Origin of the sequence: Piscirickettsia litoralis, from assembly GCF_001720395.1 — a bacterium.
In the GTDB taxonomy this organism is placed as follows: Bacteria; Pseudomonadota; Gammaproteobacteria; order Piscirickettsiales; family Piscirickettsiaceae; genus Piscirickettsia; species Piscirickettsia litoralis.
On the sequence record NZ_MDTU01000001.1, the window covers coordinates 2,204,596 to 2,217,298 of the forward strand.

General features: G+C 41.8%; 11 protein-coding genes. 7 read left to right on the forward strand and 4 right to left on the reverse strand.

The window, feature by feature from the left end:
- The first annotated feature begins 141 nt into the window (after positions 1-141).
- From BGC07_RS10915 to BGC07_RS10930, 4 genes are read left to right on the forward strand one after another with little or no spacing between them, the layout of a single operon-like run.
- A complete protein-coding gene (locus tag BGC07_RS10915; RefSeq protein ID WP_139121676.1) occupies positions 142-612 on the forward strand; it encodes a hypothetical protein in 471 nt (156 codons plus the stop codon).
- Positions 536-2,119, forward strand: a complete 1,584-nt coding sequence (locus BGC07_RS10920) for an autotransporter outer membrane beta-barrel domain-containing protein (protein ID WP_069313144.1) — start codon at positions 536-538, stop codon at positions 2,117-2,119. Before BGC07_RS10915 ends, BGC07_RS10920 begins: the two co-directional genes overlap by 77 nt.
- A complete protein-coding gene (locus BGC07_RS10925) occupies positions 2,097-2,342 on the forward strand; it encodes a hypothetical protein (protein WP_069313145.1) in 246 nt (81 codons plus the stop codon). The genes BGC07_RS10920 and BGC07_RS10925 overlap by 23 nt, the downstream gene beginning before the upstream one ends.
- A gap of 55 nt (positions 2,343-2,397) precedes the next feature.
- Positions 2,398-3,591, forward strand: coding sequence for an autotransporter outer membrane beta-barrel domain-containing protein (locus BGC07_RS10930; RefSeq protein WP_158006920.1), 1,194 nt, complete (start codon positions 2,398-2,400; stop codon positions 3,589-3,591).
- A gap of 59 nt (positions 3,592-3,650) precedes the next feature.
- On the opposite strand, the gene BGC07_RS10935 is transcribed toward BGC07_RS10930, so the two are convergent.
- Genes BGC07_RS10935 through BGC07_RS20690 form a run of 3 tightly spaced genes read right to left on the reverse strand, consistent with a single transcriptional unit; the run spans position 3,651 to position 5,176 of the window.
- Complete coding sequence (locus tag BGC07_RS10935) at positions 3,651-4,628, reverse strand: methyltransferase regulatory domain-containing protein (RefSeq protein WP_235603099.1); 978 nt, start codon at positions 4,626-4,628, stop codon at positions 3,651-3,653.
- Entirely contained in the window at positions 4,543-5,088 is a 546-nt protein-coding gene (locus BGC07_RS22260) for a class I SAM-dependent methyltransferase (RefSeq protein WP_235603100.1), read from the reverse strand. Before BGC07_RS22260 ends, BGC07_RS10935 begins: the two co-directional genes overlap by 86 nt.
- Positions 5,033-5,176 (reverse strand): hypothetical protein, encoded by a 144-nt coding sequence (locus tag BGC07_RS20690; RefSeq protein ID WP_158006921.1) that lies wholly within the window; start codon positions 5,174-5,176, stop codon positions 5,033-5,035. Before BGC07_RS20690 ends, BGC07_RS22260 begins: the two co-directional genes overlap by 56 nt.
- Positions 5,177-5,357: 181 nt before the next feature.
- Here BGC07_RS20690 and BGC07_RS10940 point away from each other — a divergent pair, with 181 nt between their 5' ends.
- Together BGC07_RS10940 and BGC07_RS10945 are read left to right on the forward strand one after the other, a co-directional pair.
- A complete protein-coding gene (locus tag BGC07_RS10940; protein ID WP_069313147.1) occupies positions 5,358-5,600 on the forward strand; it encodes a type II toxin-antitoxin system Phd/YefM family antitoxin in 243 nt (80 codons plus the stop codon).
- A gap of 6 nt (positions 5,601-5,606) precedes the next feature.
- A complete protein-coding gene (locus BGC07_RS10945) occupies positions 5,607-5,864 on the forward strand; it encodes a Txe/YoeB family addiction module toxin (RefSeq protein WP_069313148.1) in 258 nt (85 codons plus the stop codon).
- A 69-nt stretch (positions 5,865-5,933) separates the two neighbouring features.
- Here BGC07_RS10945 and BGC07_RS10950 read toward each other — a convergent pair whose 3' ends face one another.
- Positions 5,934-10,328 (reverse strand): autotransporter domain-containing protein, encoded by a 4,395-nt coding sequence (locus BGC07_RS10950; RefSeq protein ID WP_069313149.1) that lies wholly within the window; start codon positions 10,326-10,328, stop codon positions 5,934-5,936.
- 763 nt (positions 10,329-11,091) lie between these two features.
- On the opposite strand from BGC07_RS10950, the gene BGC07_RS10955 reads away from it, so the two are divergent.
- Entirely contained in the window at positions 11,092-12,642 is a 1,551-nt protein-coding gene (locus BGC07_RS10955; RefSeq protein ID WP_069313150.1) for a sensor histidine kinase, read from the forward strand.
- The last annotated feature ends 61 nt before the right edge of the window (positions 12,643-12,703 follow it).

A 12,703-nucleotide genomic window follows, 5' to 3' on the forward strand; every position in this document is an offset into this window, starting at 1 on the left:
TTTTTTTGCACTTTTTTTACGGGTTGTTTAATGAGAGAGTGAAACTTAATGATGGAAATGTAAAAAATAACGGGAAATACCTCCCGACCTTTAATGAAAAAATCAACGAGGATTTTTCAAAAAACCGCCCTGGCGGGGTTAGTGAGTGCGGCATTAATTCTGCCAAGCAGTTTTGCTGCAAATGGAACTTCTGTGGTTGCAAGCGACTTAGCCCTTGCGACACCTAATCCAAAAGAAGTAACTAACAAAGCAGGAGGGTTGTTTACCTCAACTCCTTCAGGGTCGTTTAACCCTGGAACTCAAAGCTCTAATGCAACTAATGGTACTGACGCGACTGGTGCAGATACTGTAGCTTTGGATATTACCAGGACTGGAGCTGACACAACGACAGTGAATATTGATTTTGATGTAGCAGGTGGTGTTTTAACCGGAGGTAAAGGTGCCATTTATGAAGTTCTTGGTATTGGTGATAATGGCCAAGGTGGTGGTGATGCGATACAGTTTAAAGTAGGAACGACGACCCCATCTATCATCAATGTTAAAAAACACGACACAAGGGGGTGCTGCTGGAGATGGGGAAAATGGTGTAAGCCTTGGTGTCAATGGAGGTGATGGTGGTAATTTTAACAATCAGCATAACTCCAACCATGCTGTTCACTTATTTACCGATATTGCAAATACGAATACAACCTTAAACATTCTTGCTTCTGCAACTGGTGGGCGAGGAGGTAACGGGGGTAATGCTTCTTGTTCTATATTTTCCTGTGGAGATGGTGGCCATGGTGGTAACGGGGAAGAGGCGATTAGTATTACACCTTTAAATAATGGCAATACAACCGTTGTTTTGAATACTGAAATACTCAGTGCTGTTGTTACTGGCGGTGCTGGTGGTCAAGGCGGTACTGGCGTAACCTCAGGTAATGGTGGTCATGGTGGTGAAGCGATTTTTATCACGAATGATGGCATTGCTTCTGATGGGTTTAGCTCCTCGTTAACAGCGACTGCAAATATTCGCTCAAGCGTGGTTGGTGGTCAAGGTGGCGCTGGTGTGACTGCAGGTAATGGTGGCGCAGGTATTAATATTGTTGATGGTACTTCAGGAACAAATAACACTACGTTAAATATTGGTTATAAAGATGATAGTAATACAACAAGTACTGATCACCTTGTTACTATAAAAGGTGGGCAAGCAGGGGGAAGCTCAGGCACTGCGGGTGTTGGTATTGTGGCTGATATTGATAACGCTGGTTCTAGTTTAACATTGAATATTGCAGCATCAGGTGTTATTGAAGGTACGAGTTCAAGCAGTACAGGTGCAAAAATAGGCACAGCCATTGATGCCTCTGCATCCACTCAATCGATGACGATGAAGGGTGGAGGAAAAATTCTTGGGAATATTTTATTACCTAATAATACCAGCGATACTGATAGAAATGATATAACAATTTCTAACGCGGTATCAGGATATATCATCGGCGATGGTAATAATGACTATACCCTTTTGGATGGCACATTTAGTCCAGAGGATACGTTCTATGGTATTCAAGATACAAAAAATGGTGAACTTGATACGCTGACGGTTGGCAATGGTACGACTTCACAGTTTACTTCTGCCTGTGATATTCATAATACCGCTTGTAATAATAAAGCGGGTTTCCCAACTTTGCACGAAGTGGATACGATTACGATTAAAGATAAGGCAAATTTTGTCTCTTATGGCGCGATCAGCCAAGAAGGAGGTGTTCGTGGGACAATGACACTTGAGTCACAAGGAACTGCATCCTTGCTTGAACTTAATCTTGGTAGTCAGATGACTTTGAAAAATGTGCTTACTGGGAGCACTTTAGATGATAGTGGCAACGTGAATACTGATGGTTATACCCGTATTGATGCAGATATTACGGTTAATGGGAATTCAGGAATTGTTTTTGAGGTGGCTCCGGGTATAAACAGGGTGCCTGGGTTAAGGCTTTACTCAGATACAATGGGTTCGCTGACACTGAATCAGTATGGGGTAGTTAAACTTGCGATTGGATTTAGTCAAATTGATCAGCGTAATCGAACGATTCAAGGAGCTTATAATTCTGCTGCAGATAGTGTGTTTTTTTACTCAGTTTAGAGGTGGTACTGCAAGTGCTTATACACTGACCGCGAGTGGGGTGACAGCCAATGGAGATTATTGGGTTTATGTACCGAGTACATCAAGAGATAAAATCACAAAAGGTGATAAATACCCCGTTATTCTTAATAGCCAATTAAGTACTGATGCTGTTGTTGGCTCAAGCCCAGAAGTATTTTTTGTTGATCATTTAGGTCAAAAAAGCGGACAACCCAAAGTATGATAATGGTGAGTTTATTACCTTTACTGCACAGCGAGATGCAGATGATGCTGATAGAGTGATCTTGCTTGCTGGTGGTAGTGGTACGACGCCTGTGGTTCCTGTGACCCCTGTGACGCCACCAGATCCAGATCCGGTCGATCCTGATAAATGTGGTATCCCAGGGATTTGTGGTAATCCAGATACCCCGATTGTTGATCCAAGTGATGCGCCTGCACCGGTATCGAACTTAGGAACCGTAGGGGCTTCAACCGAGCTTGTTTCGGCAATTAATAACCTGGTGACTGAGGTGTATGAAGGACCAGGGTCAGCCACAGGCTTGCAAGTGTCGCAAATTGGTCAAAGTGGGGTCTCAACTGGGGGAGCGGCAGCAAATAATGATGCATCTGCAGGAAAACGTAAGCCGTTTTCAGTGTGGGCGCGAGCCTATGGTACTCATACCAATCAAGAGGCTTATGATGGTTATGACGGCTATCGCTCGAATATGGGCGGTTTATTACTCGCGATGGATCGCTCTAAAGCGATGGGACCAAATTCGGTACTAAGTATCGGTGGTGCGCTTGGTTATAGTAGTAATCATACCAATGGTATTAGCAATGTGGCTGGAGGCAACCCATCAACGATTGATGTGGATGGTTACCAGTTGGCCGGTTATGTCACCCAACTAACGGATAAATACTTTTTACTGGGTATTTTAGGTTATAGTTTCAACAAATTTGAGACGGAGCGGATGGATAATTTAGGCCAGACCTTCAAGTCTGAGTTTGATGGTGGTCATGCTTTCTTGAACTTAAAAGGCACGTATGACTTTATGAAAAGTGGTGCTTGGACTTTAAGCGGGATCGCGCAAACAACATTTAACCACCTAACTTATGATGAAATGGTTGAGAATGATCTTTCTTCTGGCGGTTATAAAGTAGCGATTGATGATCATAATATTTGGACAGCAGCCTTAGGTGCTAAGCTAAAATATGACATCATTTCCGATGCAAATCGTGTGTTCCAACCTGAGATTCATGGTCGGGTGTACTATGACATCTTAGGGGATCGCTTTAATATGGAGGTGTCAAATACTAACTTGATACCAACAGCGACAGAAGGGGCGAAGCCTGATCGTTTATCTTATAACATTGGTGCAGGTTTAACCATGTATGGTATCTGGGGTGTGAACCTCACACTGAACTATGATTACACATGGCGTGAGCATGCTGATGAGCATAATGTGTCATTAAAAGCACGTTATCGTTTCTAAGCTTAAAGTTTAACTGCATTAAGCAACATTAAGGGAGGCATGCCTCCCTTTCTCTGTTATTAACCTGTGGGCTCTGAAACATCGTTGATTAAGCCTAATTGCTGGTAAAGTGGTTTTTTCTTTTTCTCAAATTCTTGCACGAGCTTCTCGGTATGGGCGAGGGCTTCTTCTTGCTCTTGGATTAATTTGCCTTCAGAAATAAAAGCTCGATTGTGTGATTTCATTTCTTGGAGCATTTTAGTCACGAGCTGGCTGCCGCTGAGTTTTTTGCTGTGCTTTAACAGCATTTGATCTTCAGGGCTAATACTTAAGCCAGTTCCTTGATAAGCAAAAAAGTTGAGGGCTTGATCAGAAAAGGCACGTTCACAGATAATTTGGTTAATTTTCTGAATGGATTTTTGTGACTTAACAGGATTCACTAATACTGCTTGGTTGCTCATCAATAATACACTGACGACACTTAAAACATCATTGAGGCTAAAGTCGGTGACCTTCATGATATTTTTAATAGCAACTGCGTTATTTTTGAGAGCAGCAACGACAGGTAAGGCTTTTTCTTCACTGAGAGAAACCTCACCGACATCAATCGTTACTTTTAATTTAATATCTTCAGGTTGGCAGACCAGTGCGATAGAAAATTTTTGTAAAATTTCTATTTGCTCTTTATCAGTCAAAATACGTGCGCCTCGGCAGTAGACATCTCGGCGGAATTTTTTATTGACCAATAAGTCTTTAGTGAACTCACGCATAGCGACTGTTGGTTGCTCATTGACCAGCTCAATTTGTTCTGGAGTTAACTGGTATTGGTTATAATTATCATAAAGTGTGGCAGAGCCAATATAGCTTAATTTAGCGTCTCCCATCTCATTCATAATGTCAGTGACGTATAACGGGTTCCAGTCTTGGTTTAAATACTCCTGGGCAAGATATTGTTCTTTGAACCTTTCAAGCTCATTGATTTGTTGCTCGATTTGTGGGTTTAAGCGAATAAAAGCAGCATTTTTTTCCTTTAAGTTTTTGAATATAGCTTCTAGCAATTTGGACTTTCGCCACCGTATGGGCATTGTGGCTTTGGCTCATGGAGTTAATGGCTTCACGAAACGGCAAGACGTGGCTCCAGCCGGGCATGCTGTTGTAGCTGTTATAAACAATGCCACCGGTGTTTAAATGATCTTTAATAAACTCACAAACGGCGAGGCGGTTTTTCTCGCTGATCCATGAATAAACACCATGGAGGACGATATAATCAAATTTGCCGAGGTTCAATTGATCAGCGTCTTGAAAGCTTGTTTCATGAAAATGCATGTTGTTAAGTTCAGCTTCATCGGCTAAATGGCGTGCATTAGCAATATGCACCGGCATAAAATCGATGGCATGAAACTCAGCCTCAGGAAAAGAGGCGGCTAAGATATTTGCAGTGACGCCATTACCTGAGCCTAATTCACAATAACGAAAGATTTTTTTTGGATGTAGGCGGCGAGACTTTATTGATCGCACAGATAAAGTCTAGATAGTTTGGGGCGAGTTCTTTAAAAAAATCAGCGACGTATTCAGAGTCAGTATGATAGCCATCAGTCCAGTCCATGATTCCCTCCTAAAATGGGTAGATGTGCATTACTAAGTCTAGTGCTTTCATTATTAAGAGTAAATTTTAAATTAGCGCAAAATCAATCTTCTGTGACGTAAAAGCGTACGTTTTGGTGGGTTTGTGGTATACTTATGGAGTCATGAGAAGTTATAAACTGTGTTTGAAAAGGGTAACAGCCATGAAAACATTAAATATTACTCAAGTGCGCAGCGATATTTATAAACTTGTAGAAAACCTTGAGCAAAGTCACGAACCCGTTCATATTACAGGCAAAAAAGGCAATGCCGTCATGGTTTCGGAGAAAGACTGGGAAAATATTCAGGAAACTTTGCATTTAATGTCTATACCTGGAATGGCTGAAAGCATACGAGAAGGGCTAGAGCAACCCATTGATGATTGTTCAGATAAGCTCGATTGGTGATCTTTTGTGTATCTATTAAAATATACCGCTCAAGCGAAAAAAGATGCCAAAAAATTAACTAAAAGCGGATTAAAAGAAGACGCTAAAAGCCTTCTTGATATTATTGTTGTAGATCCATATCAAGAACCACCACCTGTAAAGGTGTTGGTTGGTGATCTTACCGGCGCTTTGTCCAGGCGTATTAGTTATCAACATCGTCTTGTCTACCAAGTTGTCGATGACAAATTTATAAAAATAATACGAATGTGGAGCCACTACGAGTAATCAGGGTACTTCTTAGGCAATAGAAAGGCAGCTTACGCTGCCTTTCTAAGGTTGGTTAAAGTAATAAAATTAGAAGTTATAACGGACCTTCACAGAACCGCTATACGCTGATGAGTGAGACTCCCAGTCATACTGACCAGAAACCGATGCCATCCAGCTCTGACCAAGCTTCATGTTTAAGCCTAATTGAGCAGAGAGGATGTTACGATCTGGATCGACCCCTTCAACTAGCACACCCGCTGTATCTGGATTACCTGCTCCACCGGCGAGTACGGTACGTGAGTCAACACGGTTACCGGTTTGATGGTAAGCCATCAACTGCAAGCTAGGTGTAAAGACATTATCTCCAGATGCCATGTTATAAGCTAAGCGAACCCCTGCACCGACGCGAATCGCGTGTACGGGCTCTTGCTGAATGGTTTGTGCCGCACTACCTGTGGTCACACTACTGGTTTCTGTGTACTCTTCTGCGTTCACATAAGTGTAGCTTGCAGAGCCCAGCGGAGTTAAAGACAGTGCATGAGATAACGGAATGTTAAAGCCTGCTGCTACATTAGCAGAGAAGACATTACCATTGTATTCCGCGCTTAAGGTTTGTGCTACACCTGAGGTGATTTGGTTGGTGTAGTCATATTGGTTTAAGCCATAGGCGATGTTACCATTGATAAAGAACTTATCAACTGTCACACCCATGTATAAGCTACCAAGGTAACTCTTCACATTGGATTGCTGTTGGCGTGTTTGAGTATCTACATCAGTTTTACCATAGGCTAAGGCGAAACCTAGAGTAAAGTTACGGCCGATGAGGGTATCAGCACCCATGGTCAGACCATAGGTGTTGGCATCGTAACCAAAGCCACCATCACGTCCATCATCTTCAACCTTACCACCGAAGACTTCACCCCAAACACCATGCTTAGCTGCACCAGAACCCGTTGCGATCCCTGTGCCTGGAATGCTAGCAAGTTGTGCTCCTTGCAATGCAGTCACACGGTTTTGTAACACACCACCAGAGCCGGCAAAGGTATTCAATGCACTGATTACACCATAGGTGTTAGATCCTGAGCTATCAGGAGTGACTTGATCTAAAAAGGTATTTAACTCGTCTTGAGTCATGCTTAGAGTCGCATTGGATAGGACTTGAGCATTTGTTAAGCCCGTTGCGGCGCTGGAGTAGCTGTCTAAATTTGCATTTGCAAAGGCAGAGAAGCGAGGGTCAACAACATCTTGAATCGCTTGGGACTCACCATTCGCTACAATTGTGACAGTTTGGCCAGTTTCACCATCTTTACGTTTAGCAGGTAATAAAGCAGTAGAGACTATGTTAAGGGCGCTATCATCAAGCGATGTAGCTCCTGAAGCATTAATGATCGCTAGTGTTTCATTATTTGTAAACTGCTTGATATTACCATCTGTGAAGTTGCTGCCCTGAGGAGCTTTTTCAACGATGATTTTGGTTCCTGCAAGTTGGATTGCTCCACCAGTGATCGTTAAGGTCGCATCTCCACCAGCGTCAACTGTGTTTGGAACCGCTTGGAAGGTTAGTGAATTTGAACTTTGGGTGTAACCATTCGTTGCTATTAAATTCACTTGCTCATTAGCAGTTGCCGTCGCTGTGCTAGTATCCGCAAATACTTTCACAGATCCTGCATGAGTGTAGCCCGCGCTATTATTGATTGTTAATTGCGGAGTTGCAATTGCGGCACCTTGAGAGTTAAAGAAGATGTCGCCGGTGCCAGATAAGGCTGTAATTGTTGCAGCATTAGCGGCAGCAGAAGAAACGTCTAATGTTCCATTGTTTGCTAACTTATCAAGGGTGTAGCCAGCGCCCCCTGTTGTAAGTTGTAATGTTCCCGTGTTTGTGAATGAAGTAACTGTTGTTACGCTTCCACCTAGCTGAGTAAACAGTGAAGTTGTAATTGTTTCTACATTCGTAAAGCCACCTAACTGTGGTCTTAGGCTGTCCGCTGCCGTGGATGTTCCGGTAACAGTCACAGTGTCAGAATCTGCAGCAGATTCTGCGTTAATGCTTCTGAATGTACCGCCATCGTTTGCATCAAACCCAGGTCCAATATTAATTGTAGAGGCTGTGCCCGCAGCAAAAGTCAGGTTATTACCCGTGATAATACCATTTAGATTTGCTGTTGTTGGGTTAATTGTATTCGCCCCCGGAGTTAACGTTGCTCCTTGATCGAGGGTAAATGTCTTATTGCCTGTTAGGGTTACATTTGCATTTAGAGTAAAGGTACCATCCTGAACGTGTATAGAGTCAAAGTTGCTAACGGTACTTACTCCAGACGTGCCTTTGGATATTAATTGGTTTGTTCCTGAGCCGCCATCGAGTGTTTGACCTAAATTGCCAGAACCATCGAGAGTGACCGTTTGATCAGAGGCTCCGAGAGTTAATGCCGTATTCGCTAGCGTACCTTTTAATATTACGGTTGCAGCATCGACAGTTTTACTATTTGGATCTAATGTACCGCCGGTTAATGTGAATTTACTTATATTTAAGCCATCCGCATTGCCGCTGCTAACTATATTAGCTGCTAGCTTAGTACCGTTAGCGACCTCCATTTGTGTAAAGTTCTTAAGGGTTGGTGTATTGGCAGCAGTTAAATCAACATTGTCTAAATCAATCAGATTCGTACCAGTACCAGTACCACCGTCAAGCGTTTTAGATGCTGCTGATGGAGTATTAGTAATACGTATAGTGTTACTTTGGTTGGCAGTACCTGTTACGTTAACACCAACCGTACTGAATATACCTTCAGAAGAACCTTCTAGAGATACATCACCATTAGTGTTATCTACAGTGCCAAATGTTGCTTTGCCATCAGTCACTTTAATTGTTTCAATGTTAGTGACGTTGCCAACAGAAGATGTGCCGCTCATGGTTAGACTATCGGCGCTGCCAGTACCACCAGTTGCAACACCAGTTATTGTTCCTGAGTTGGTAACTGTCAATTTACCATCTGTTCCTGCGGTGCTTACACTAACCGATGCAACTGTTCCTCCAGCGTTATTGGTCAGGGTAATGTCACCACCTGTATTGACGCCACCGTCTACATTGGCATTGGCGGTTGAAGCAACTGCTCCGATTGTGCCTGTATTCGCTGATATAAGGATATTACCACCTGTTCCAGCACCCGCATTACCAGCACCGGCAGTACCTGCTTGTGCTGCGACATCTGTTGTGATTGTACCGATAGTGCCAGAGTTTTGAGTGATAGTGATAAGCCCACCAGTTGCGGCACCACCATTACCGCCACCAGCGCCATCACCACCACCAGTTGCACGGCTTAGTATGTTACCGGCATTAGCACCAACATTGTTTGCTGTGATTGTGATAGCTGCACCAGTAGCTGCACCACCGTTGCGAGCGCCTGCTCCGTCACCTAAACCACCAACTGCTGTTGAAGTAATGCCATTTGTGATAGTTCCACTATTTGCGGTGACAGTAACGGCATTAGCTGTTGCGGCTCCACCAGCATTTGTTCCTCCACCTGCACCACCTGTGGTTGATGAAACTAGGTCTGTGATTGTTCCTGAGTTTGCTGAAACGGTAATTCCGCCCGTTGTTGCTGTTCCAGTTGTTGAGTTAGCTTGAGCCGTACCACTGACTTGAACGCCCTCTATAGTACCCGTTACATTATTTGTAATGGTTACTAAACCACCGGTAATCGCGTTGCCCCCAGCGGCAGTCACCACCGTTGTTATCGCATCGTCAAGTGCATTTGTATTGTTAATTGCACCAGAGTTGTTAACTGTAATTGCGCCCGTTGAAGATTCTATAGTAGCGCCTGTGGCTGCTTTAGCACTCGTGACTGTTGTATTTGCAGCTAAAGTTAAATCAATTGCGGAGCCAACAGTTTGAATTGCGCCAGCATCACCTGTACCCGTTAAAGTTGTGCCGGTGCCTGTGAGGGCTACAATTAGCTTTGAAGATGAACCTGCTGCTGCGGTGGAAGCAATAGCATCACTACCGTTGGCTGATGATGTATTTGCTGAGATATTAATATTCGTGTCACCAGTCGTATCGGCATGGCTAATAACGCCAGCTGCTGCACCGGTGTGTGCGGCAGTGATATTAATGGTGCTTGCCTGTGTGCTTCCAGCAGTATCTGCAACTGTGAGCAATCCTGTTAACGCTGTCGTGTCACCAACATCTAATTGAGTCGCCTGATCATCAGAAGTTAAAGTAACAGCGCCAACAGTAGCTGCGATTGTTTTACCTGTAAGGGTTGATGTCCCTGTGCCTGTGATGGTAGTTGCTTGCGTGCCAGCCGCAGCTGTTGCTCCACTGACTACCTCAATGTTTCCTGAGCCTGAAACAATCGTACTTGCAGCGGCATGTGCATTCGTACCAATCCCTACCAAAGCAACAGCGAAGCTTGCTGCTAGCAGTGATTTTTTAAAGGTCGGGGTATTGTTTGTTTTCCCGTTCCGTGTTACATTATTTCCCATTAGATCGTTCCTTTAAAGATTTAATTTCCATAATTTAAATCGATTTAAACTAAAAGGATTTAAAGGGGTGGCAGCCCATTTTAAATCCTTAAGTGTCAAAAAAAGCGACTGCATACGTTAGCCGTTTTTGATTTAAAAAAACTCTCCCATAAGTTGCACAAAGCAAAAATGATGAAACTACTAGTTTCGAGATTCTTTTAATACTCCTAAGCCTCCAGGAGATTTATTTGTCGTCGCTAGTACCCTAGTCAATTACGACATTTAAAGTGTAGTACAGCTATTTTCCTTATGTTTTAAAAGGACTTAAAATTTTCTATTGCAAAATAAATGCCAATTTCGAAAGTTGAATTTTTAACATGGAGAATTGCTTGATTTTATTTTTTTAAGTGCGTAAAACAAAAATGATATTTTAGCGCTTTGCTATAAAATTTTGACGTTTTTTGTTGCTATATTTTGTTAATTAATATGGATTTTATTTTGTCAAGTATATTTTTCGTTTTATTTGTTATTTTCTATTTTTATATTAGATTGATTTATTGCTTAATTAATTTGTTATTTTTAATTTTTTATGTTGATTGAAAAATTTCATATTTATTAATAGGTTGCGTTTTTGTGAAGAGCGTTGTTGATCATGTTTTATCGGTTTGGCTGGTCTTGATTTTTGTTTGCTCAAAAAGTTTTATTGGTTTTGTGATTGAATGGACAAGATAATTTTAAAAACGCTTTTATACTATATATATTGGGATGGTATAAGTGAGTTTTTATGCGAATTAACACGAGGGTATTGCTGGTTTTATCCTTGCTTTTAATATTGATCGCTATTTTTGGCTTTAGTTCTTATTTAGGGATGCGTCAAGTTCATACCGATTGGCAAGAATATTTAAATACTACACGCGGCAAAATAACTTTATTAAATAAGTTGGAAGACTCTTTTGGTTTTCATGGCATGATCGGGGCTTATCATGATTTTATTAAGTCCCATAATAAGGCAGGTTTAGATGAGTTTGATCAAACATCTATGCAGGCGCTAAATTTAATTAGAAAATACCGCAAGCTAAGTCAGCTAACGCGTGCGGAGCAATCGGACCTATTTACTTTGGAAGCTTTAGTTAGAGATTATCAGAAGTTTGTAAGGGATATTAGAAGTCGCCCTGATGAAACTAAGTTTTTTAGTCGAGATGAAGATGAAAGAAAACTTTATTTTAATACCAAGACAAGCCTATATAAAATAATCAATGATCAAAGCCATATGCAGAGTCAGCAAATCGAAAAGAAAATGGCTGAGGTGACAAAAATAGTTGCTATTGTTGGGCCGCTGATTATTTTTGTTTTGGTGGGTTTATCATTGATGCTGTTTTTTTATGTGGTAAAACCCTTGCGAAGTTTAACGTTAACGATTAGAAGTATTGCTAATTATGGCTATTTAGAATATCCAGATTTAATTCATAGTCATGATGAAATGGCTGATATTGCGTTGTCTTTGCATTTGATGGTAAAAACGTTAGAAGATATTACCGAAGCGGCGGAGTTAATTGGCGCAGGGCAGTATAATCAACAAATTACCCCGCGCAGCGATGATGATGCACTTGTGCATTCGATTAATAAAATGAGCCGTTTGTTGTACGAAAAGCAAATTGATTTACAGCAAAGTTATAATGAGTTGGAGCATTTTGACAGCGCAGCTTCGGGTGAGCTAAAAGAGCCGATGCGTATGATGCTGTTGCATGTAGAGTCTTTACAAAAAGAAGAAAACTTAAGTAAGCAAGGTTTAGAGTCTCTGCGTTTGATTAATGATATTGCCAAGCGCATGTATATTTCAATTACCGATATTTTGGAATATTCGCGTGCGAATGCGAATTTTATTGAGGAAGAGGTTGAAATTGGCCGTTGTATCGATGAGGCTTTACACGCAAAGCGCAAGATGATTAGCGCTCAGAATGCTAAAATCACCGTCGATTTTAAAGATGCAAAAGCGGTGGGGACTAAATCACTATTGATTATGCTTTATCAGCACCTTATCGAAAATGCTTTAAAATATCATGCAGGCAACCCGCATATCACTTTTACCCTTGATACGACAGGAAAATACCCCGTCTATGGTGTGCGTGATAATGGCTTGGGAATTGACCCTCAATATGCAGATCAAATATTTACCGCATTTACGCGTTTGCATAGTCATAATGAGTTCGAAGGTAGTGGCGTGGGTCTAGCAACCTGTCGGCGCATTGTTCTTGCCCATCGTGGCGATATTTGGGTAGAGTCTGAGGGTTTAGGTCAAGGCTGTCATTTTAAGTTTACTCTAAATGAAGAATAAAAATTCATAAGGAAAAATTAACAACATTAAAGTGTTGACAGATGGCTGAAACTTGGTAAAA

Excerpts from the sequence above, each read along its gene's own strand:
- BGC07_RS10920 (WP_069313144.1), top strand. The coding sequence starts at position 536 with ATGTTAAAAAACACGACACAAGGGGGTGCTGCTGGAGATGGGGAAAAT.
- BGC07_RS20690 (WP_158006921.1), bottom strand. The coding sequence starts at position 5,176 with ATGGACTGGACTGATGGCTATCATACTGACTCTGAATACGTCGCTGAT.
- BGC07_RS10940 (WP_069313147.1), top strand. The coding sequence starts at position 5,358 with ATGAAAACATTAAATATTACTCAAGTGCGCAGCGATATTTATAAACTT.
- BGC07_RS10950 (WP_069313149.1), bottom strand. The coding sequence starts at position 10,328 with ATGGGAAATAATGTAACACGGAACGGGAAAACAAACAATACCCCGACC.
- BGC07_RS10955 (WP_069313150.1), top strand. The coding sequence starts at position 11,092 with ATGCGAATTAACACGAGGGTATTGCTGGTTTTATCCTTGCTTTTAATA.